The 21,054-nt window shown below is 69.4% G+C and carries 21 protein-coding genes and 1 tRNA gene; 7 read left to right on the forward strand and 15 right to left on the reverse strand.

What is annotated here, in order from left to right:
- Positions 1-90: 90 nt before the first annotated feature.
- The 6 genes from rimO to ABDJ40_RS18175 all read right to left on the reverse strand — a co-directional run bounded on the left by rimO (position 91) and on the right by ABDJ40_RS18175 (position 6,609).
- Positions 91-1,491, reverse strand: a complete 1,401-nt coding sequence (gene rimO, locus ABDJ40_RS18150) for a 30S ribosomal protein S12 methylthiotransferase RimO (protein ID WP_347611771.1) — start codon at positions 1,489-1,491, stop codon at positions 91-93.
- A 118-nt stretch (positions 1,492-1,609) separates the two neighbouring features.
- The gene (gene phaR / locus ABDJ40_RS18155) at positions 1,610-2,188 is read right to left on the reverse strand and encodes a polyhydroxyalkanoate synthesis repressor PhaR (protein ID WP_347611772.1); all 579 of its coding nucleotides are present in this window, start codon (positions 2,186-2,188) and stop codon (positions 1,610-1,612) included.
- Between the two features lie 94 nt (positions 2,189-2,282).
- Positions 2,283-3,086 (reverse strand): S1C family serine protease, encoded by an 804-nt coding sequence (locus ABDJ40_RS18160; protein WP_347611773.1) that lies wholly within the window; start codon positions 3,084-3,086, stop codon positions 2,283-2,285.
- A 189-nt stretch (positions 3,087-3,275) separates the two neighbouring features.
- Positions 3,276-3,352, reverse strand: a tRNA-Val gene (locus ABDJ40_RS18165).
- 123 nt (positions 3,353-3,475) lie between these two features.
- Positions 3,476-5,746, reverse strand: coding sequence for a RelA/SpoT family protein (locus tag ABDJ40_RS18170; protein ID WP_347611774.1), 2,271 nt, complete (start codon positions 5,744-5,746; stop codon positions 3,476-3,478).
- Positions 5,743-6,609, reverse strand: a complete 867-nt coding sequence (locus tag ABDJ40_RS18175) for an alpha/beta fold hydrolase (RefSeq protein ID WP_347611775.1) — start codon at positions 6,607-6,609, stop codon at positions 5,743-5,745. Before ABDJ40_RS18175 ends, ABDJ40_RS18170 begins: the two co-directional genes overlap by 4 nt.
- Before the next feature lie 132 nt (positions 6,610-6,741).
- On the opposite strand from ABDJ40_RS18175, the gene ABDJ40_RS18180 reads away from it, so the two are divergent.
- Positions 6,742-7,512, forward strand: coding sequence for a 3-hydroxybutyrate dehydrogenase (locus ABDJ40_RS18180; protein ID WP_347611776.1), 771 nt, complete (start codon positions 6,742-6,744; stop codon positions 7,510-7,512).
- Positions 7,513-7,548: 36 nt separating this feature from the next.
- On the opposite strand, the gene ABDJ40_RS18185 is transcribed toward ABDJ40_RS18180, so the two are convergent.
- Entirely contained in the window at positions 7,549-8,280 is a 732-nt protein-coding gene (locus tag ABDJ40_RS18185) for an SIMPL domain-containing protein (protein WP_347611777.1), read from the reverse strand.
- Positions 8,281-8,494: 214 nt separating this feature from the next.
- Between ABDJ40_RS18185 and ompR the strand changes: the two genes are divergently transcribed.
- Together ompR and ABDJ40_RS18195 are read left to right on the forward strand one after the other, a co-directional pair.
- The gene (gene ompR / locus ABDJ40_RS18190) at positions 8,495-9,223 is read left to right on the forward strand and encodes an osmolarity response regulator transcription factor OmpR (protein WP_183104246.1); all 729 of its coding nucleotides are present in this window, start codon (positions 8,495-8,497) and stop codon (positions 9,221-9,223) included.
- A gap of 74 nt (positions 9,224-9,297) precedes the next feature.
- A complete protein-coding gene (locus tag ABDJ40_RS18195) occupies positions 9,298-10,626 on the forward strand; it encodes an ATP-binding protein (RefSeq protein WP_347611779.1) in 1,329 nt (442 codons plus the stop codon).
- A 12-nt stretch (positions 10,627-10,638) separates the two neighbouring features.
- On the opposite strand, the gene ispF is transcribed toward ABDJ40_RS18195, so the two are convergent.
- Genes ispF through ispD form a run of 3 tightly spaced genes read right to left on the reverse strand, consistent with a single transcriptional unit; the run spans position 10,639 to position 12,234 of the window.
- Positions 10,639-11,130, reverse strand: coding sequence for a 2-C-methyl-D-erythritol 2,4-cyclodiphosphate synthase (gene ispF / locus ABDJ40_RS18200; RefSeq protein WP_347611780.1), 492 nt, complete (start codon positions 11,128-11,130; stop codon positions 10,639-10,641).
- Positions 11,131-11,140: 10 nt separating this feature from the next.
- Positions 11,141-11,521: a hypothetical protein gene (locus ABDJ40_RS18205; RefSeq protein WP_347611781.1), complete on the reverse strand. Its 381-nt coding sequence runs from the start codon at positions 11,519-11,521 to the stop codon at positions 11,141-11,143.
- Complete coding sequence (ispD, locus tag ABDJ40_RS18210; RefSeq protein ID WP_347611782.1) at positions 11,518-12,234, reverse strand: 2-C-methyl-D-erythritol 4-phosphate cytidylyltransferase; 717 nt, start codon at positions 12,232-12,234, stop codon at positions 11,518-11,520. The genes ABDJ40_RS18205 and ispD overlap by 4 nt, the downstream gene beginning before the upstream one ends.
- Before the next feature lie 205 nt (positions 12,235-12,439).
- On the opposite strand from ispD, the gene ABDJ40_RS18215 reads away from it, so the two are divergent.
- Both ABDJ40_RS18215 and ABDJ40_RS18220 read left to right on the forward strand, forming a co-directional pair.
- Positions 12,440-13,759 carry an NTP/NDP exchange transporter gene (locus ABDJ40_RS18215; protein ID WP_347611783.1) on the forward strand — a complete coding sequence of 440 codons (1,320 nt, stop codon included), beginning with the start codon at positions 12,440-12,442 and terminating at the stop codon, positions 13,757-13,759.
- A gap of 36 nt (positions 13,760-13,795) precedes the next feature.
- Positions 13,796-14,908 (forward strand): Rossmann-fold NAD(P)-binding domain-containing protein, encoded by a 1,113-nt coding sequence (locus tag ABDJ40_RS18220; RefSeq protein ID WP_347611784.1) that lies wholly within the window; start codon positions 13,796-13,798, stop codon positions 14,906-14,908.
- A gap of 69 nt (positions 14,909-14,977) precedes the next feature.
- Here the strand turns inward: ABDJ40_RS18220 and clpB are convergent, their stop codons facing one another.
- Positions 14,978-17,581, reverse strand: a complete 2,604-nt coding sequence (clpB, locus tag ABDJ40_RS18225) for an ATP-dependent chaperone ClpB (protein ID WP_347611785.1) — start codon at positions 17,579-17,581, stop codon at positions 14,978-14,980.
- A 96-nt stretch (positions 17,582-17,677) separates the two neighbouring features.
- On the opposite strand from clpB, the gene ABDJ40_RS18230 reads away from it, so the two are divergent.
- Positions 17,678-18,220 carry a DUF1993 family protein gene (locus ABDJ40_RS18230; protein ID WP_347611786.1) on the forward strand — a complete coding sequence of 181 codons (543 nt, stop codon included), beginning with the start codon at positions 17,678-17,680 and terminating at the stop codon, positions 18,218-18,220.
- A 6-nt stretch (positions 18,221-18,226) separates the two neighbouring features.
- Here ABDJ40_RS18230 and crcB read toward each other — a convergent pair whose 3' ends face one another.
- The 3 genes from crcB to ABDJ40_RS18245 are packed head-to-tail and all read right to left on the reverse strand — an operon-like array spanning position 18,227 to position 19,825.
- Entirely contained in the window at positions 18,227-18,607 is a 381-nt protein-coding gene (gene crcB, locus ABDJ40_RS18235) for a fluoride efflux transporter CrcB (protein ID WP_269633861.1), read from the reverse strand.
- Positions 18,604-19,116 carry a molybdenum cofactor biosynthesis protein MoaE gene (locus tag ABDJ40_RS18240; RefSeq protein WP_347611787.1) on the reverse strand — a complete coding sequence of 171 codons (513 nt, stop codon included), beginning with the start codon at positions 19,114-19,116 and terminating at the stop codon, positions 18,604-18,606. Before ABDJ40_RS18240 ends, crcB begins: the two co-directional genes overlap by 4 nt.
- A complete protein-coding gene (locus ABDJ40_RS18245) occupies positions 19,109-19,825 on the reverse strand; it encodes a Crp/Fnr family transcriptional regulator (RefSeq protein ID WP_347611789.1) in 717 nt (238 codons plus the stop codon). The genes ABDJ40_RS18240 and ABDJ40_RS18245 overlap by 8 nt, the downstream gene beginning before the upstream one ends.
- Positions 19,826-19,920: 95 nt before the next feature.
- Here ABDJ40_RS18245 and ABDJ40_RS18250 point away from each other — a divergent pair, with 95 nt between their 5' ends.
- Positions 19,921-20,466, forward strand: coding sequence for an Mpo1 family 2-hydroxy fatty acid dioxygenase (locus tag ABDJ40_RS18250; RefSeq protein WP_347611790.1), 546 nt, complete (start codon positions 19,921-19,923; stop codon positions 20,464-20,466).
- Positions 20,467-20,469: 3 nt separating this feature from the next.
- Here the strand turns inward: ABDJ40_RS18250 and ABDJ40_RS18255 are convergent, their stop codons facing one another.
- Positions 20,470-21,051, reverse strand: a complete 582-nt coding sequence (locus ABDJ40_RS18255; RefSeq protein WP_347611792.1) for a nitroreductase family protein — start codon at positions 21,049-21,051, stop codon at positions 20,470-20,472.
- Positions 21,052-21,054: the final 3 nt, after the last annotated feature.

The raw sequence follows: 21,054 nt of genomic DNA on the forward strand, positions 1-21,054 counted from the left end.
GGCGTGGGTGGCGGGCCCGCCCGGATGTGCCGGGCGCCGGCCCTGGTGAGAGGTGCCGGCCGCGGGCCGGCACCGGTCAGGGCGTCGGGTTCAGATCGGCAGGCCGATCAAGTCATGGCCTTCGGCGGCCACGATGCGGGCGCGGGTGAACTCGCCCACCTTGAGCGTCTTGCTGGCCTTCTCGGGCGGCAGCAGGCGCACGGTGCCGTCGATCTCGGGCGCGTCGGCGTAGCTGCGGCCCACGCCGCCCTTGCGGCCCAGGGCCGGGGCGGAGTCGACCAGCACCTGCATGGTCGCACCGATACGGCTGCGCAGCTTGTCAATGGACACGGCCTCGGCCACCTCCATGAAGCGCGCCTGGCGCTCGTTGCGCACCTCGTCGGGCAGCGCACCCGGCAGCTCGTTGGCCGAGGCGCCGGACACGGGCGAGTAGGCGAAGCAGCCGGCGCGGTCAATGCGGGCTTCCTTCATGAAGTCCAGCAGGTACTGGAACTCGGCTTCCGTCTCGCCGGGGAAGCCGGCGATGAAGGTGGAGCGGATGACGATGTCCGGGCACACGGCGCGCCAGGCCTGGATGCGCTCCAGGTTGCGCTCGCCATTGGCCGGGCGCTTCATGCGCTTGAGCACGTCCGGGTGAGCGTGCTGCATCGGCACGTCGAGGTAGGGCAGGATCAGGCCTTCGGCCATCAGCGGCAGCACCTCGTCCACATGCGGATAGGGGTAGACGTAGTGCAGGCGCACCCAGGCGCCATGCTGCTTCGCCAGCTCACCCAGCTGCGCGACCAGGTCGAACATGCGGGTCTTGACGGGCTTGCCGTCCCAGAAGCCGGTGCGGTACTTGACGTCCACGCCATAGGCGCTGGTGTCCTGACTGATGACCAGCAGCTCCTTGACGCCGGCCTCGAACAGGGCGCGGGCCTCGTTGAGCACGTCGCCGATGGGGCGCGAGACCAGGTCGCCGCGCATGCTGGGGATGATGCAGAAGGAGCAGCGGTGGTTGCAGCCCTCGCTGATCTTCAGGTAGGCGTAGTGCTTGGGCGTGAGCTTGATGCCCTGGGCCGGCACCAGGTCCACGAAGGGATCGTGGGGCTTGGGCACGTGCTGGTGCACGGCGTCCATCACCTCCTGCGTGGCGTGCGGGCCGGTGACGGCCAGCACGCTGGGGTGCACCTCGCGCACCAGGTTGTCGGTGTTGGCCCCGCTCTTGGCGCCCAGGCAGCCGGTGACGATCACCTTGCCGTTCTCGGCCAGGGCCTCGCCGATGGTGTCCAGGCTTTCCTTGACGGCATCGTCGATGAAGCCGCAGGTGTTGACGATCACCAGGTCCGCCCCGGCAAAGGTCTTGGAGGTGTCATAGCCCTCGGCCCGCAGCTGGGTGAGGATGAGTTCGGAGTCGGTCAGGGCCTTGGGGCAGCCGAGGCTGACGAAGCCGATCTTGGGGGCGGGCGTGGCCGCGACGGCCTCTTGGCCCGGGGAGGTGGATGCGCTCATCCCGCGATTTTAGGCGGTGACGCGCGCCGTACCCACGCAGCCCGTTCATCACGCCGTCAAATGGCAGCGCCTTGACGATTTCTTGGCGCCGGCGTCAGCGCTGAAAGGCCAGGGACGCCTACTTCTTGCCGCCAAAGCCGGGCATGCCCGGCATGACGGGGAACATCGATCCCGCCTGCTGCATCTGCTCCTGCATCTGGGTCAGCAGGTTCTTGGACTGCTCCATGTAGCTGCCCATGAGGCCCTGCATGGCGGGCGTCTGGCCGCTGAGGAACTGCGTCCAGAGCTCGGGGCTGAAGGGCAACCCCTTGCTCTGCTCGACGAAGCTGTGCTGCAGGTCGGTGAAGGTCTGCAGGTTCTTCTCGAGGTAGGCGCCCATCACTCCCTGCATGGCGTGGCCGTAGAAGCGGATGATCTGCTCGAGGATCTGGGTGGAGAACATGGGCACGCCACCGGTCTCCTCCTCCAGGATGATCTGCAGCAGGATGGAGCGAGTGAGGTCGTCGCCGGTCTTGGCGTCGCGCACCTCGAAGCTCTGACCCTGCAGCACCATGGCCTTGACATCGGCCAGGGTGATGTAGCTGCTGGTCTGGGTGTCGTAGAGACGCCTGTTGGGGTACTTCTTGAGCACACGCGGGCCTGCCTTGCCGGCCGGATCCTGCGTGGAAGACGCCTTGCCTCGACGGGCAGTGACCATGAAAACTCCTTGAGCGAGAGCGAAGATTCTAGGAGCGCCCCCGCCGAGCAGCCGGACGGGTTTTCCCCGTCGTTCAAGGGGGCAGGCGCGGCGATCAAGGCTTGCTGCTGCGCACGAACTCCGCCGCCACATCGGCCGGGATGGCATAGGTGATGCCCGTCGGCGAGCTGAGCGCCGATTCGCGCGTGCCCTTGATCAGCACCATGCTCACCACGCCCAGCACCAGGCCACTGTCCGGCTCGAAGACCGGACCGCCGCTGTTGCCGGGGTAGGCAGTGACATCCAGCTGCATCACCTGGAAACCGCCGTCGCGCAGCTGCCGGATGGCCCGCGGGGACAGGGCCTGCGCCACCGGCGGCGGCAGCACCACATCGGTCATGGCGGCCAGCACACCGCGGTGCGTGACGGCCGTGTAGCCCACGGCGCCGGCCAGCGGAAAGCCCATGAGGGCGATGTCCATGCCCTCGCGCAGCTGATCGGCCGAGGCCAGGCGAAGCGGCTTCACCGGTGCACCTTCGACGCTGAGCAGGGCCAGGTCCCGGCTCACGTCCTGAGCCACCACCAGTGCCGTGCGCTGGCTCCACTTGCCCTTGCCCTCGGGCACCTGCACCACCAGGCGCCGCCCTTCGATCAGGCTCGCCGCCTCGGGGATCACATGCGCATTGGTCAGCACATGGCGCCCCTCCAGCACGGCAAAGCCGGTGCCACGGAAATTGAAGCGCGGGGTGTCGGTCTCGGCGTAGGTACCGACCATCAGCACGGAGGGCTTGAGCTGCTGGACGGTCTCGGGCAGCGCGGCCGTCGCCAGGCCAGGCAAGACCGCGCCCCAGGCCAGTAGCCCCGCCAGCACGCAGCGGCGGCTCGTGCGTCCGCCCCAGAAAGTCCCCTGCTTGTCCATGCCGTGCCAGCTCCGCGTCATCGTGTGTCGATGGCGCGCATCTTCGCATTGCGACGGCCCGGCCGGCGCCCCTGAGGTGTGGGTCGGTCCGAACTCAAACGCAAGCAAGGACCCAAAGCAAAAAGCCCGACAGATCTGAGATCTACCGGGCTTTTTTGGGCTCCCCGCCGAAGCAGGGCCTACCGAATTTGGTAGGCGCGATTGGATTCGAACCAACGACCCCCACCATGTCAAGGTGGTGCTCTAACCAACTGAGCTACGCGCCTGAAGAGCTTCGCACTATAGCATGGAATTTTCGGAGTTGTCTACATTCTCGAAATTTTCTTCATGACTGCCCTGGAGAGCAGCGCTCGACGACACCCCCGAGCGCGTGTCGCCAGCCCCTGCCCTCAGCGCCGCCGCGCGCTGCGCACGCCGCTCACCTGCGTCACGGCCTGCAGCACCTTGGACAGGCGGCCGGAGTCGCTCACTTCCACCGTCAGGCTGATCCAGCTGTTGGAGCCCTTGCTCTGCTTGCTGGGCTGCAGGTTCATGGCGGTGACGTTGAGCTTCTCCTTGGCGAAGACTTCCAGCACGTCGCGCAGCAGGTGCTGGCGCTCCATGGCGTCGATGATGACGTCCACCGGATAGGCCAGGCCCTGCCCGCCCTTGCCAGATTGCTCGCCCCAGGTCACGGCGATCACGCGCTCGGGAGCGCGCTGGGCCATCTCGCGGAAGTTGGTGCAGTCGCAGCGGTGGATGGCCACGCCCTTGCCGCGGGTCACATAGCCGCTGATCTCGTCCGGCGGGGCCGGACGGCAGCAGCGCGCGAGGTTGGTCAGCAGCGAGTCCACGCCCACCACCAGCACACCGCCCTGCCCCGCGCCCTTGCTGCCGGCCTTGGTGCGGCGCAGGGCCAGCTGCTCGTCGGTCTCGGGCTGCTGTTCCTGCGGGCGCAGCAGCAGCTCGATATTGCGCAGCGAGTATTCGTCCTTGCCCACCACCTCGAAGAGTGCGTCCGCATTCTTGAAGCCCAGGCGCGAGGCCAGGTCCTCCAGCTTGATCGCGGTGCGGCCTTCGCGCTGCAGCAGCTTCTCGACCAGCTCGCGGCCCTTGGCCACGGTCTGCGCCTGGGCCTGGGCATTGAACCAGGCCCGCACCTTGGCGCGGCTGCGCTGGCTCTGCAGATAGCCCAGCTCCGGGTTGAGCCAGTCCAGCGAGGGCCCACCGCCTTCCTTGAGCGCGCTGATCTCGATGGTCTGCCCGCTCTGCAGCGGCGTGTTCAGCGGCACCATCTGGCCGTCGACCTTGGCACCGCGGCAGCGGTGGCCGAGGTCCGTGTGCACTGCATAGGCGAAGTCCACCGGGGTCGAGCCGGCCGCCAGCTCCACCACGGTCGACTGCGGCGTGAAGACGTAGATGCGGTCGTCGAAGACGCCCTGCGCCTCGTTGCTGACGTAGTCGCGCTCCCAGGCCAGCAGCTGGCGCAGCACGGCCTTGCGGGCCTGGGCGACCTGCTCCTCGAAGTCGCCCGCGGCGGCCACGCCGGCATAGCCCTTGGTGCCCGCCTCCTTGTAGGCCCAGTGCGCCGCCACGCCATGCTCGGCATGCTCGTGCATGGCGCGGGTGCGGATCTGCACCTCCATGGCCTTGTCGTCGGCCCCGCGCACCACGGTGTGCAGGGACTGGTAGCCATTGGGCTTGGGCTTGGCGATGTAGTCGTCGAACTCGCCGGCCACGGGCTGGTACTTCTCGTGCAGATGGCTCAGCACGGCGTAGCAGTCGGCCACGTCCTTGACGATGACGCGCAGGGCGCGCAGGTCGAAGACCCGCTCCAGGCTCAGGCTCTTGCCCTGCATCTTCTTCCAGATGCTGTAGAGGTGCTTGGGCCGGCCCTGCACCTCGGCCTCGATGCCCAGGGCGCGCAACTCCTGCACCAGGCCCACGCGCGCGAACTCGACACTGACCTCGCGCTCCAGGCGCTTCTCGTCCAGGCTCTTGGCGATGGCCTTGTAGGTCTCGGGCTCAAGGAAGCGGAAGGACAGGTCCTCCAGCTCCCACTTGACCTGCCAGATGCCCAGGCGGTTGGCCAGAGGCGCGAAGACCTGCAGCGACTCCGTGGCCAGGGCCGACGGACAGGGCAACTTGCTCGCGGCGTAGTAGCGCAGGGTCTGCAGGCGCGAGGCCAGGCGCAGCAGCACCACGCGCAGATCCCGCGAGAAGGCCAGCAGCATCTTGCGCACGCGCTCCGTCTGCTGCTGGCGCTGCTCCTCCTCGACCAGGGCCTCGCGCGCCGCCCGCTGGATCTGCACCAGCTTGCGGGTGTGCGTCACCAGGCTGGCATAGCTCTCGCCAAAGGCCTTGGCGACGATCTCCTCGGGCTTGTTGAGGAAGTCGCCCGCATAGACGAGATAGGCCGCGGCCTGCATGGCCGGCGCCGCGCCGACGCCGGCGAGCAGGGCCGCCACGCCATCGGCGTGGGCCAGGGCGTCCTCGCCGGTGTCCAGGGGCTGGCCGCGCAGCAGGGGCTCGGCGAAGGCGCGCGCCCGGGCCACGGGCAGCAGCGGGGTGCCTTCGGCCTGCGGATCGGCGCCGGGCAGCGCGGCGGGCAGGTCGGCATCGGCCAGCGCCACGATGGGCGCCGCGTGCTCGGCGGGATGTACGGCAACTCCGGTCTTCATGCGCGCTTCAGGAACTCCTCGACGACGGCGATCTGCGCCTCGTCGCTGAACATGGGGGCATGACCTGCCCCCGCGATCTCCACCAGCTCGGCACGCGGCCCACGCTGGGTCATGGCCTCGGCGGTGGCGCGCGAGAGCAGGTCCGAGTCCGCGCCGCGGATCAGCAGCGTGGGCATGCGCAGGCTGTCGTAGCCGGCCCAGAGCATCTGCTCGGCCGTCTTTGCGATCTCGGGCGTGACCGCCGCCACGGCCTGTGCGATGGCGGGGTCGTAGTGCAGCTTGAACTGATCCCCGTCGGCCTTGAACATGGGCCGGGACAGCGTCAGCCAGTCCTCGTCATTGATGGGGCCGAAGCCGGCGGAGATGGTGCGCAGATAGGCAGCCCCCTCCTCCACCGTCTTGAAGCGCAGGGGCTGACCCAGATAGGCGCCGATGCGCTGGAGGGCCGCCGCCTCGACGCTGGGGCCCACGTCATTGAGCACCAGGCGACGGATGGGCGTGCCCGGCAGCGAGGCCAGGCCCAGGCCGATCAGCCCGCCCATGGAGGTGCCCACCAAGTCCACCTGCTCGACGTCCAGCCGGGCGATGAGCGTGACCATGTCGGCCACATAGCTCGGGATCTGGTAGGCGGCGGGGTTCTTGAGCCAGTCGCTGCGGCCACGGCCGACGACGTCCGGGCAGATCACGCGGTAGTCGCAGCTGAGCCGTCGGGCCAGGCGGTCGAAGTCCCGGCCCTGGCGGGCCAGGCCGTGCACGCAGACCAGCACCCGCGGATTGTCCCGGGCCCCCCATTCCCAATAGGCCATGCGGTGCAGGCCGGTGGCGCTGAGGCAGCGCAGGGTATTCAGCAGCGGTTCAGACATTGTTTGTATCCTCACGCGGAAGCGCGGGGCCGTCCCCGGGATTCCAAAAGCCCGCGAGGGCGTTGACGGCATTCTGCCCTGGCAGGCAGGCCCGCACCCCGAAGTCCACGCAGACCCACGAAAGGAATTCACATGTTGAAAGGCAAGACTGCCCTGGTGACCGGTTCCACCAGCGGCATCGGGCTGGGCATCGCCCTCGCTCTGGCTCGCGAGGGCGTGAACATCGTGCTCAACGGCTTCGGTGATGCCGAGGGTCCGAAGGCCGAGGTGGCGGCACTGGGCGTGAAGGTCGGCTACCACGGGGCCGACATGAGCAAGGCCGCCGAGATCACCGAACTGATGGCCTATGCCCAGCGCGAGTTCGGGGGGGTGGACATCCTCGTGAACAACGCCGGCATCCAGCACGTGGCGCCGGTCCAGGACTTCCCGACGGAGCGCTGGGACGCCATCATTGCCATCAACCTCAGCTCGGCCTTCCACACCACGCGCCTGGCGCTGCCCGGCATGCTGGACAAGGGCTGGGGGCGCATCATCAACCTGGCCTCGGTGCATGGCCTGGTGGCCTCGGCGCAGAAGTCGGCCTATGTGGCGGCCAAGCACGGCCTGGTGGGCTTCACCAAGTCCGTGGCACTGGAGACCGCCACCTGCCCCGTCACCGTCAACGCCATCTGCCCCGGCTGGGTGCTGACGCCCCTGGTGCAGAAGCAGGTCGACGCGCGCGCCGCGGCCGACGGGGTGGACAACGAGGAAGCCAAGCGCCGCCTGCTGGCCGAGAAGCAGCCCTCGCTGCAGTTCACCACGCCCGAGCAGCTGGGCGCGCTGGCGGTCTTCCTGTGCTCCGAGGCGGCCGCCAATGTGCGCGGCCAGGCCTGGAGCCTGGACGGCGGCTGGACCGCCCAGTGAGGTGACAGGAGGCCGCCGCCGGCAGCCTCCAGCCCCTCAGCGCTTCATCACGACGGAGCCGTTCACGCTGACGCTCACCGTCGCCTTGCCCGCTTCCACGGGCAGGGCTTCGTCCATGGACGCGCCGGCGGCCTTCATGCGCAGCGCCGGCGCGGCCATAGGCATGGGCGCGGCGTCCTGCGTGTTCACGCTGACCTCGCCGATCTCATAGGCGCTGAAGCCGAACTGCTTCGCGTACTCCGCGGCCCGGGCCTTGAACTGGGCGATGGCCTGCGCCACCACCGCGCTCTCCTGCTGCTCGCGGGCTTCCTTGGACAGGCTGTAGCCCACCCGCGCAATGTTCATGGTGCCGATGCGGCCCGTCAGCTCGGAAATGGCACCGATGTTCTTCCCTTCCACCATCAGCTCGGCCGAGCCCTGCCAGCCGTTGATGTAGGTCTGGCCATTCTTGCTGCCGTAGCGCGGGTACATGGAGAAATTGCCCGTCTGCACCTCGACCTGGCCCGGCTTGGCGATCTTCTTCGCCTCGGCCAGCGCGGCTTCCAGGGCCTGCTTCAGGGCCAGCTGGACCGCGGCGGCGTTGTTGCCGTCCTTGGTGGTCGAGAAGACCACACCGAGGGTGTCACGCGTGACCTCCACGCTGGCGGTGGCCGAGAGATTCAGCCGGTCACGTGGCAGCGGGCTGGCCGCCTGCTGGGCCAGCGCAGGCAGTGCGGCCGAGCCCAGAATGAGCCCGGCCCAGGCGGCGCGGTGCAGTCGCTTCTTCATGCAATCCTCCTTGGAATCCTTGAAATCACTGGAAATGGAGCAGGCCTGACCATAGCAGGACAGGCCGCGCCCCGCCCACAACGAAGGGCGCCGACCCCTCGTTGGCAAGGCTCCGCCTGAGTTGTTACCAAACCGTAACGACTGTTGATTCGGTTGCGATTCATGCGGCGAACAGGCCCACAATGGCGCTGTTACATATTTCCCGGAGCCGTTCATGAGCAGCAGTACCCGCGCCAACCGCATCCTCGTCGTCGATGACGATGCCCGTATCCGCGACCTGCTGCGCCGCTACCTGACGCAGGAGGGCTTCGAGGTCCTGCTGGCGGAAGACAGCAAGGCGCTCAACAAGCAGCTGACCCGCGAGACCGTCGACCTCATCGTGCTGGACCTGATGATGCCCGGCGAGGACGGCCTGTCCATCTGCCGCCGCCTGCGTGCCGCCAACGACAGCACGCCCATCATCATGCTGACGGCCAAGGTCGAGGAAGTGGACCGCATCGTGGGCCTGGAAGTGGGCGCCGACGACTACCTCGCCAAGCCCTTCAACCCGCGCGAGCTGCTGGCCCGCATCAATGCCGTGCTGCGCCGCCGCCCGGCCATGGAGGCGCCCGGTGCGCCGTCCAAGGAACCGATGACGGTCAGCTTCGGCCCCTTCGAGTTCGACCTGGCCCTGCGTCGCCTGTCCAAGAACGGCGAGCCCCTGCCCCTCACCACCGGCGAGTTCTCCATGCTCAAGGCCCTGGTGCGCCACCCCCGCCAGCCGCTGTCGCGCGACAAGCTCGCCCAGCTGGCCCGGGGCCGCGAGTTCGAGCCCTTCGACCGCAGCCTGGACGTGCAGATCTCGCGCCTGCGCAAGCTGCTGGAATCGGACCCGGCCCAGCCCCGCTACATCCAGACCGTCTGGGGCGTGGGCTACGTCTTCGTGCCCGACGAAAACAGCTGACCAATCCCCTGCTGACGCCGGCCCGCCGCGGCCTGGCGTCGCCTGAAGCCGCCCGTCGGGCAGGCTGAGCGCCCATGCCGCAACCGCCCAAGATCCTCGCCTTCAACCTGTTCTGGCGCACCTTCGCGCTGCTGGCCGCCCTGCTGGCCGGTGCCGTGTTCGCCTGGCAGCTGACCTTCCGGGCGCTGGACGCCGAACCCCGCGCGCTGGAGTCCGCCCATCAGCTGGCCGGCCTGGTCAATCTGTGCCGTGCCGCCATGGCGACCACCGACGGCGTGAACCGCGTGGCCATGATCAAGTCGCTGACCCACAGCCGTGACATCCAGGTGGAGATCTCCGAGCCCACCGACCAGTGGGTGGACTACGGCAACAGCAGCTTCACCCACCAGCTGGTCCAGGCCCTGCAGCAGCGCCTGGGTGCCGACACCGTCGTGGCCGGCAGCCTCAATGGCGAGGCCGGCCTGTGGGTGCGCTTCAGCATCGACACCGAGCACTACTGGCTGCGCACCAATCCCGAGCCCATGTCCGCCCGGCTCACCGCCAACTGGTGGTGGCTGCTGATCGCGCTACTGGTGACCATCCTGGGCTCGGCCCTGATCGCGCGGCTGATCAACCACCCGCTGCGCGAGCTGGCCACCGCCGCCGGCCGCATCCGCGAGGGCGAGTACGACTCCCGCCTGGACGAGAGCACCCTCACCAGCGAGATCCGCGAAGTCAACATGGGCTTCAACCGCATGGCCCGCGACCTGGCCAAGATGGAGGAAGACCGCAGCGTGATGCTGGCCGGCATCTCCCATGACCTGCGCACCCCCCTGGCCCGTCTGCGGCTGGAGGCCGAGATGAGCGTCACCGACGAACTGGCCCGCCAGTACATGGCGCAGGACATCGACCAGCTCGACGCCATCATCAACAAGTTCATGGACTACGCCCGCCCCAGCGAGCTGGCCCTGCATCCCATCAAACTGCGCGACGTGGCCGAGCGCGAGGCCCAGGGCTTCCGCGACCCGTCCCAGATCCGCATCCAGAACAATGTGCCGGCGGACATCAAGGTCTGGGCCGACGAGGTCGAGCTGGGCCGCATCTTCCTGAACATCATGGAGAACGCGCGCCGCTACGGCCACCTGCCGGACCTGCCCACCCTGATGCTGGTGACAGCCAAGGTGCAGGGCGCCGAGGTGCTGCTGACCCTGCGTGACCACGGCCCCGGCGTGCCCCAGGACAAGCTGGACAAGCTCACCACGCCCTTCTTTCGCGGCGATGCCGCCCGCACGGCGGCCACCGGCGCCGGCCTGGGCCTGGCCATCGTGGAGAAGTCGGTGCAGCGCCAGGGCGGCAAGCTCTCCATGCGCAATGCCGACGACGGCGGCCTGGTCACCCAGATCCGCCTGCGCCGCGCGCAGTGAGCCCGGGCGGGCTCAGCCCGCGCGCATCAGCAGGCACACCGCCCGCGTCTCGATGGCCCGGCCCTCGCCCACAGGGCCCATCTTCTCGGCCGTCTTGGCCTTCACATTGATGCGATCGACCGGCAGGCTCAGCACCTGAGCCAGGCGCTCGCGCATGGGCACGATGTGCGGCGCCATCTTGGGCGCCTGGGCCACGATGGTGCTGTCGATGTTGACGAGGGCCCAGCCCGCCTCGCGCACCTTGCGATGGGCTTCTGCGAGCAGCACCATGGAGTCGGCATCCTTGAAGGCCGCCGCGGTGTCGGGGAAGAGCTTGCCGATGTCGCCCAGAGCCGCGGCGCCCAGCAGGGCGTCGGTGATGGCGTGCGCCAACGCGTCGGCATCGGAATGGCCCAGCAGGCCGTGGGTGTGCGGGATGGTCACGCCGCCGAGGATCAGCGGGCGACCGCTGACGAGCTGGTGGGTGTCCCAGCCTTCGCCGATGCGCAGGTCCAGAGGGTTCATGGTTCGAAGCTCACTTTCCACGCGGGCGAGGCGCCCGGATGATGCGGTTTTGAAGATGCCAGCTCAGCGCCGCCAGCAGCACAGGCACGCCCAGCGACCAGCGGCCCTCGAACTCGCGCAGGGCGATCTCGAGGCGATAGTCCAGCAAGGGGCTGCCCGCAAGCAGCGCCCACAGCGGCGCGAGCATGAGGGTCACCCCAAGGACGGCTCCACGCCGTGGCCGCGGCACAAAGAAGGCGGCGCGCACCAGCACTGTGGCGTACAGGCCCAGCAGCAGCGGCAGCCCGACCATCAGCAGCAGCAGGCCGGCGCCGTGCGCATGGGCCGGCAGGCTCAGGCCGCTGGCGAGCAACAGCAGCGCCGCGCGACGCCAGGGCAGAGGGCGGCTCATTCCGCGCGTGTCCTCAGCAGGCGCTCGGCCAGTGCGAAGTCCGCCGGATAGGTCACCTTGAAATTCTCCAGCGACGCCGCCACCAGCCGCGGCCGGTGCCCCAGGGCCTCGACGGCGCTGGCCTCGTCGGTGGCGGCGTCGCCCACCTGCCGCAGCGCCGGCTGCAGCAGGCCCAGGCGGAACATCTGCGGGGTCTGCGCGGCCCATTTGCCGCGGCGGTCCACGGTGGCCTGCACGCGGCCCTCGGCCTCGTCCTTCAGCGTGTCGGCCACCGGCAGGGCCAGCAGGCCGCCGACCTCATCGTCCGCGCAGGCGGCCATCAGCGCCTGCACCCACTCAGGCCGCAGCAGGCAGCGCGCGGCGTCGTGCACCAGCACCCAGTCGTGGGGCTGGGCGCCGCGGGCCTGGAGCTCCAGCAGGCCGTTGGCGACGCTCTCGGCGCGGCTGGCACCGCCGCAGCGGGCGACCCAGGCGCGCTCGCCGGCGAAGCCGGGCACGGCCTGCTCGAACTGCTCGTCCTCGGGGGACAGCACCACCAGGGTCGCGTCCAGTCCCGGCACCGCCTGCAGGGCAGCGAGCGTGTGGGCCATCAGGGCGCGGCCCGCCAGGGGCACGTACTGCTTGGGCTGCGTGGCGCCCGAGCGGCTGCCCACGCCTGCCGCGGGCACCAGGGCGAAGCAACGGGGCTGCACGCCCACGGAATAGGAAGTCATGGAGGCGGATTGTAGAAAGCTCCAGCGCGGCTCCGGCCCCTGCCGCCGCCCGCGGCTCGCGCCGCCAACCGTGAAAACACTGAGAACAAATGGCATCACAAAGCCGGCATGACTTCAGGACAAGGCGGCGTGGCCGGCCTTCAATGCCAGTCAAGACAGGAGCGGCCTCAGCCGCCCCTCCGCCCAGCTTCCCCGCATGTCCCCCATGACCGCCTCACGACCCCTCCTGCAGCGACTGGTGCTGGTGCGCCCCGGCGAAGGCCGCGCCCTGCTGTGGGCTGCCGCCTACTTCTTCTTCCTGCTGCTGAGCTACTACCTGCTGCGCCCGGTGCGCGAGGCCATGGGCATCGCCAAGGGCGCGGACAAGCTGCCCTGGCTGATGAGCGTGACCCTGCTGGTGATGCTGGTGGCCAACCCGCTCTACGCGAAGCTGGTGTCGCGCTGGCCGCGGCGGCGCTTCATCCCGGCGGTCTCGCATTTCTTCGCGGCCAATCTGCTGGTCTTCGGGGGCCTGATGATGGCCTGGCCCGGCGCCGTGTGGCTGGGCTATGCCTTCTACGTATGGCTGAGCGTCTTCAACCTCTTCGTGGTCTCGGTGTTCTGGAGCCTCATGAGCGATGTGTTCCGCGAGGAACAGGGCCGTCGCCTCTTCGGCCTGATCTCCATGGGCGGCACGCTGGGCGCCATGGGAGGCGCGGCGCTGACGGACGCGCTGAGCCGCGGCAGCTGGGGCCTGCAGCTGGGGCCGGCCGCGCTGATGGGGCTCTCGGTGCTGGCGCTGGAGATCGCGGTGGCCTGCATGGGCGTGCTGCGGCGGCACTTCGGCGTCTCCGAGCAGGCCCAGCCCGAACGCGAGCCCGGCCCCTCGGCCCTGGAGGGCTGGCGGGCGATCGCGGGCTCGCGCTATCTGCAGGCCCTGTGCGTCTACATGCTGCTGTATGCGCTGACCTCCACCTTCCTCTACCTGACCCAGGGCGAGATCGTGGCCAGCAGCTTCGCCGGCGGCGCCGAACGCACCGCGGCCTTCGCGCGGCTGGACCTGTGGGTCAATGCCCTGACCCTGCTGACCCAGCTCTTCCTGACCGGCCGCCTGCTGCGCTGGATCGGCGTCAGCGGCGTGCTGCTGGTGCTGCCCACGCTGACTCTCGCCGGTTTCGGCGCCCTGGCCCTGTGGCCCAGCTTCGCGGTGCTGGCGGCCGTGCAGGTGCTGCGCCGCGGCCTGCACTACGCGGTGGATCGCCCGGCGCGTGAGCTGCTGTACATCCCGCTGGGGCCCGAGGAGCGCTACAAGTCCAAGCCCTTCATCGACACCTTCGTCTACCGCGTGGGCGACGTGCTGGGCGTCTGGGCCCCCACGCTGATGAGCGTGCTGGCCCTGCCCGTGAGCCTCGCCGCCCTGGGCTGCGCCGGCCTGTGGATCTGGACGGGCCGCTCGCTGGGGCAGCTCGTGCGTCAGCAGGCCACCCGGCCCGACGCGCCCCCGCCCACCCCTCCTGCGCCGGCCACCGCGGCACTGCGCCCCTGAGCCCTCTCCCTTCCCTTCCGCTGAAAAGGACGTCCCATGAAACCTACCCGTCGCCACCTGATGCAATGGACCGCCGGCCTCGGCGCCCTGAGCCTGCTGCCCCAGTCCCATGCCGCGGACAAAGCCCCCGCGCCCAAGCGCATCCTGGTGCTGGGCGGCACGGGCTTCCTGGGCCCGGCCATCGTCGAGGTGGCCAAGGCACGGGGTCACGTCCTGACCCTCTTCAACCGCGGCAAGACCCGGCCTGGCCTCTTCCCCGACGTGGAGAAGCGCCAGGGCGACCGCGACCCGCTCAAGGGCGAAGGCCTGAAGTCGCTCGAGACCGGCGAATGGGATGCCGTGATCGATGACTCCGGCTACTACCCCCGCATGGTCGGCGCCTCGGCCCAGCTGCTGGCGCCGCGGGTGAAGCAGTACATCTACATCTCCAGCATCAGCGCCTACAAGGAGCCGGTGCCCGTGGGCGGCGACGAGGACTCGCCCCTGGCCGTGCTGGCCGACCCCACGGTCGAGACCATGGGCAAGAACTTCGAGAACTACGGCGGGCTCAAGGCCGCCTGCGAGGCCGCCGTGGCCAAGGCCCTGCCCGGCCGCAGCACCATCGTGCGCCCTGGCTACATCGTCGGCCCGGACGATCCCACCGGGCGCTTCACCTACTGGCCGGTGCGCTTCGACAAGGGCGGCGAGATCGCCGTGCCAGGCGCCCCCACGGATCCGCTGCAGCTGATCGACGTGCGCGATCTCGCCACCTGGCTGGTGCACCTCGTGGAGAACGGCACCATGGGCCAGTTCAACGCCGTCGGCCCGGCCGAGCCCATGAGCTGGGGCCGCGTGATCGCCGCCTGCCAGAAGTCCGCCGGCACGCCGGGCACCGTGACCTGGGTGCCGGGCGAGTTCATGGCCAAGCAGGAAGACCTGGACATGCCCATCTGGGCGCCCTACCTCGGTGACAGCAAGGGCTTCCACACCTGGCGCACCACCCGCGCCGTCCAGGCCGGCCTGAAGTTCCGCCCCGTCGAGCAGACCGTGGCCGACACCCTGGCCTGGTACAAGACCCAGCTCAAGGAGGAGAAGGGCCGCGTGAAGCTGGCCTTCAGCGCGGAGCAGGAAGCCACGCTGCTGCAGCGCTGGAAGCAGGCCAAGGGCTGATCCACAGGCTCCAGTGAAAAGGGCGCGACCCTCGCGGGTTCGCGCCCTTTGCCTTCTTGAGCGACGGGGTCAGTGCACCACGCGCCCGAAGCTGAACTCGCCGTTCTCGACCTGCACCGGGATCACATCCTTGGGACCGAAGCGGCCCTGCAGGATCAGCTTGGACAGCGGATTCTCGATGCGCTGCTGGATCGCCCGCTTGAGCGGCCGCGCACCGAAGACCGGGTCGAAGCCCACCTTGGCCAGCTCGGCCAGGGCGTCCTCGCTGACGTCCAGCTTCATCTCCAGCTTGGCCAGGCGCTCCTCCAGCTGGCGCAGCTGGATCTTGGCGATGGACTGGATGTGCTGGGCATCCAGCGCGTGGAAGATCACCGTCTCGTCGATGCGGTTCAGGAACTCCGGGCGGAAGTGCTGCTTGACCTCGCCCCACACGGCCTCGCGGATCACCTCCTCGTCCTGGCCGGCCAGCGCCATGATGTGCTGGGAGCCGAGGTTGGAGGTCATCACGATGACGCAGTTCTTGAAGTCCACGGTGCGCCCCTGGCCGTCGGTCAGGCGGCCGTCGTCCAGCACCTGCAGCAGCACATTGAACACATCGGGGTGGGCCTTCTCGACCTCGTCCAGCAGCAGCACGCTGTAGGGCTTGCGGCGCACGGCCTCGGTCAGGTAGCCGCCCTCGTCGTAGCCCACATAGCCGGGGGGCGCGCCGATCAGGCGGCTCACGGAGTGCTTCTCCATGAACTCGCTCATGTCGATGCGCACCATGTGGTCCTCGCTGTCGAACAGGAAGCCCGCCAGCGCCTTGCACAGCTCGGTCTTGCCCACGCCCGTGGGGCCCAGGAAGAGGAAGGAGCCCAGCGGGCGGTTCGGATCGGACAGCCCGGCGCGCGAGCGGCGAATGGCATCGGCCACCGCGGTGATGGCCTCGTCCTGGCCCACCACACGCTGGTGCAGCTTGTCTTCCATCTGCAGCAGCTTGTCGCGCTCGCCCTGCATCAGCTTGGAGACGGGAATGCCGGTGGCGCGTGACACCACCTCGGCGATCTCCTCGGCACCCACCATGGTGCGCAGCAGCTGCGGCGCGGCGCCCTGCTTGGCCTTGCCTGCCTTGTCGCTCTCCTTGGCCTGCGCTTCCTTGAGGCGCTTCTCCAGCTCGGGCAGCTTGCCGTACTGCAGCTCGGCGACCTTGTTGAAGTCGCCCTTGCGCTTGAGTTCCTCGATCTGGAACTTGATGCGGTCGATCTCTTCCTTGACCTGGGCCGAGCCCTGGGCCGTGGCCTTCTCGGACTTCCAGATCTCCTCCAGGTCCGCGTACTCGCGCTGCAGCTTCTCGATCTCGTCCTCGATCAGCTCGAAGCGCTTCTGCGAGGCCTCGTCCTTTTCCTTGCGCACGGCCTCGCGCTCGATCTTCAGCTGGATCAGGCGGCGGTCGAGCTTGTCCATGGCCTCGGGCTTGGAGTCGATCTCGATCTTGATCTTGGCCGCGGCCTCGTCGATGAGGTCGATGGCCTTGTCCGGCAGGAAGCGGTCGGTGATGTAGCGGTGCGAGAGCTCGGCCGCGGCCACGATGGCCGGGTCGGTGATCTCCACACCGTGGTGCACCTCGTACTTCTCCTGCAGGCCGCGCAGGATGGCGATGGTGGCCTCCACCGTCGGCTCGTCGACCATCACCTTCTGGAAGCGGCGCTCCAGGGCGGCGTCCTTCTCGACGTACTTGCGGTATTCGTCCAGCGTGGTCGCGCCGATGCAGTGCAGCTCGCCGCGGGCCAGCGCGGGCTTGAGCATATTGCCCGCGTCGATGGCGCCTTCGGCCTTGCCGGCGCCGACCATGGTGTGGATCTCGTCGATGAACAGGATGATGCGGCCCTCGTCGGCGGCCACCTCCTTCAGCACGGACTTCAGGCGCTCCTCAAACTCGCCGCGGTACTTGGCGCCGGCCAGCAGGCCGGCCATGTCCAGCACCAGCACGCGCTTGTCCTTCAGCGACTCTGGCACCTCGCCGTTGACGATGCGCTGAGCCAGGCCCTCCACGATGGCGGTCTTGCCCACGCCCGGTTCGCCGATCAGCACGGGGTTGTTCTTGGAGCGGCGCTGCAGCACCTGGATGGCACGGCGGATCTCGTCATCGCGGCCGATCACCGGATCCAGCTTGCCCTGGCGCGCACGCTCGGTGAGGTCCAGGGTGTACTTCTTAAGGGATTCCCGATTGCCCTCGGACTCCTGCGAATCCACCTTCTGCCCGCCGCGCACCGCCTCGATGGCCGCCTCCAGGCCCTTGCGGGTGAGGCCGTGGCCGCGGACGATGCCGGCCAGGTCGCTCTTGGCGTCGGCCAGCGACAGCAGGAACATCTCGCTGGCGATGAAGTGGTCACCGCGCTTGGCGGCTTCCTTCTCGGCCGCCTGCAGCAGGCTGACGAGGTCGCGGCTGGGCTGGACCTGCTGGCCCTCGCCCTGCACCTGCGGCAGGCCGTTGACGATGCTGTCCAGCGCCGTCTTCAGCGCCGGCAGGCGCACGCCGGCCCGCTCCAGCAGAGCGCGGGGGCCGTCCTCCTGCGCCAGCATGGCCTGCAGCAGGTGGGCAGGTTCGATGTAGGGGTTGTCGCGCGTGACGGCGCCGCTCTGGGCTTCGGCCAGGGCTTCCTGGAAGCGCGTGGTGAACTTGTCGACTCGCATGGATGTCATCCTCCGTTGTCGTTCAAGTGGGCGCAGCTCGCCGCATTTCAAGAGCCGCGGGGTGACAGCCCGGCGTCCGCGGTCAGAATGCTGACCATGCCACAGACCGCCAACTCCACCGCCCCGGGCAGCGCCGGCTCCGAGCTTCATCTCGGCACCGTGCCCACCCTTCTACGCTATCTCGGGCAGCTGGACGGGCTTCTTGACCTGGCTCAATCGCAGGTCCGAAGCCAGGGGCTGGCGGAGGACGCGCTGCTGGAAGCCCGCCTGGCGCCGGACATGCTGCCCCTGCGCAGCCAGGTCTGGATCTGCGGCAATTTCGTGCCCCGCATGGAGGCGGTACTGCGCGGCAGCGAGCCCCGCTACCCGGACTGGCCGCAGGACCTGGCCGGCATGCGGCGCCAGGTGCAGGCGCTTCAGGCCCAGGTACAGGCCTGGCACCCCGAGGACTTCGAGCCCGCCGGCCGCCTGGTCGAAGGCGATGCCGGCCAGGCCTGGCTGCGCCTGCCGCTGCGCGCCTGGATCCACGAGTTCGCCCTGCCCAATTTCTGCTTCCACCTCACCGCCGTCTACCTGCTGCTGCGCCAGCAGGGCCTGCCGCTGGGCAAGGCGCAGTACGACGGCCTGCACCGGTACTGAAGGCGCTCAGCTCAGCGCGGCACGCATCAGGGCCAGGCCTGCGGCCGCGGCGGCCAGGGAACCCAGCACATGGATCAGGGTATGAGCCAGGGCCAGGCCGAAGTCCCCGCGCTGCAGCAGGCTCAGGGACTCGCCAGAGAAGCTGGAGAAGGTGGTCAGCCCGCCCAGAAAGCCGGTGACCAGCAGCAGGCGCGCCATCTCGTTGGGCATGCGGCCGAACCACTCCAGGGCCATGCCGATCAGGAAGCCGCCCAGCACATTGACCAGCAGCGTGCCCAGCGGGAAACCCGTCCAGCGGGCATTGAGCCACAGGCCCGCGCCCCAGCGCGCCAGGGCGCCCGCGCTGGCGCCCACGGCCACGGCGGCGATCTGCAGCGGCAGGCTCATGCGCCCGACGCCGCGCGGTCCGAGGCGTTGTCCGAGGCGATGCCCCAGCGCGCCAGGGCGGCGTCGTCCACCTCGCGGGCATCGACCCAGCGGGCGCCGTCCGGCCCGTGCTCCTTCTTCCAGAACGGGGCCTGGGTCTTGAGGTAGTCCATCAGGAACTCGCAGGCCTGGAAGGCCTGGCCGCGGTGGCGGGAGCTGACGAACACGCCCACGATCTGGTCCAGCGGGGCCAGCGGCCCCACACGGTGGATCACGCGGGCGGCGCGGATGTCGAAGCGGCGCTGGGCCTCGTCGATCATGGCCTCGATGGCCGCCTCGGTCATGCCGGGGTAGTGCTCCAGCTCCATCAGCGTGATGGCGTCGGCGCCCGGCTGGCCGGACCCGCCGCGCACAGTGCCCACGAAGCTGACCACGGCGCCCACGCCGCCATCGTCGGCGCGCAGGGCGGCGCACTCGGCGCTGAGGTCGAAGTCCTCGGTCTGGATGCGGACGCGTGCTGGCTTAGTCATGCCCAAGATTCTGCCCCAGCGTCGCCAGGGCCTGTGGCGCCAGCAGCTCGATGCCGCCATAGCGCAGCGCGATATGCCCCTGCGCCTCCAGGGACTTCAGCGCCTTGTTCACGGTCTGCCGGCTCACGCCCATCATCAGGGCCAGCTGCTCCTGGGGGAGGCGCAGCCGGCGCGGCGTCGACGCATCCTGTGGGGTCAGGTCTTGCTCGCCATAGCCCTGAGCCACCTGCAGCAGGCGCTTGGCGAGCCGTGCCTCCAGGGGCTGCCGGGCGATGTCCTCCAGCACCTCGAAGCTCTGGCGCAGCTTGGCGCAGGCCAGGCGGGCGACGCTGCGCCAGTGCCGCGGATGCTGGTCCAGCCAGGCCACCAGGGCCGCCTCGGGCACCAGCCAGAGCCGGCTCGTGCCGTCACTGCGCACATCGTGGGTGCGGGGCTGGCCGTCCAGCAGGGAGATCTCGCCGAACCAGTGACCGGCCTCCAGCCAGGCCAGCAGGCTCTGTGTGCCGTCCGGCTGCAGCCGCCCCACATGCAGAGCGCCGGCGAGCACGCAGCACAGGCCGGCCGAGCGCTGGCCCTGGTGGAACAGCAGCTCACCGTCCACCAGGCTCAGGCCGTGACCCAGCGCGCACAGGGCGGCCTGCAGCTCGGGCTCGCAGCTGGCGAACCAGCGGCTGCGGGCCAGGGCCTGGTATTCGTCATCCGGGACCATGGGTTTGGGAGGGGCTCAACTGTCGAATCTTTGACAGTGCGAATGCTCGCCGCTGCCTAAGCTGATGGATATCAAGACAAACGTGGAGACCCGCCATGGCCAGCCCCTTCCGTCCTGCCCTGGACCTGATGGCCCAGTACGCCGCCTACCACCGCGACCGCCGCAACATTGCCACGCACTTCGTGGGCATCCCGCTGATCGTGTTCGCCATCGGTGTGCTGCTGGCGCGCATCCCGCTGGAGGTGGCGGGTCTGCAGGCCAATGCCGCCTGGCTGCTGTGCGCCGTCAGCGCGCTGTGGTACCTCAGCCGCGGCGCCCTGGTGCTGGGCCTGGCCACCGTGGCCGTGAACGCCCTGCTGATGGCCCTGGCCACGCCCTTCGCGCAAGGGTCGGCGGCCGCCTGGCTGACGGTGGGCGTGGGCAGCTTCGTGGTGGGCTGGATCATCCAGTTCGTCGGCCACTACTACGAGGGCCGCAAGCCCGCCTTCGTGGACGATCTGGTGGGCCTGCTGGTCGGGCCCATGTTCGTGGTGGGCGAGGGGCTGTTCGCGCTGGGCTGGGGCAAGGACATGCTGGCCGCCATCGAGGCCCGCGTGGGCCCGACGCATGTGCGTGACCTCAAGGCCACGCAGCAGGGCTGAGCCTCAAGGCTTCTTCGGCCAGCGCTGCAGCACCGCGCCGGCCTCGGGCTTGCGCGAGGCGCGGCCGGCCTTGAGCGGCGTGCCCAGGGCGATCCACCCCAGCAGGGTCTCGCCGGGCTCGCAGAAGGCGGCCACGATGTCGGCATCCCGCACCTTGGCGCCGGACAGCATCTTGGCGCCATAGCCCAGCAGATGCGCCGCGTTGAGGAAATTGGCCAGGGCGCCACCCACGCAGGCCCATTGCTCATGGGCAGGAACTTGCGGGTGGCCCATGTCGATGCGGGCCACCAGGGCCACCGTCACGGGCGGGCGCAGGGCGCGTTCGGCGTCGAGGGACGCGCCGGCCTCGTCCTTGCCCGCACGCCGCGCGGCCGCGGCGAACAGGTCGGCCATGCGCTGGCGGGCCTCGCCGCCCACCCACTTGAAGCAGAAGGGCACCAGCTCGCCGTGGTCCGGCCCGCGCAGCGCGGCGGCCACCATCTGCTGCAGCTGCGCCTCGTCCGGTCCCGGCTCGGCCAGGTGCTTGGGGCCGACGGAATGGCGCTCCAGCAGGGCCTGGAGCAGCTCGGGTCCCGGCATGCTCATGGG

Origin of the sequence: Roseateles flavus, from assembly GCF_039872765.1 — a bacterium.
In the GTDB taxonomy this organism is placed as follows: domain Bacteria; phylum Pseudomonadota; class Gammaproteobacteria; order Burkholderiales; family Burkholderiaceae_C; genus Roseateles_B; species Roseateles_B flavus.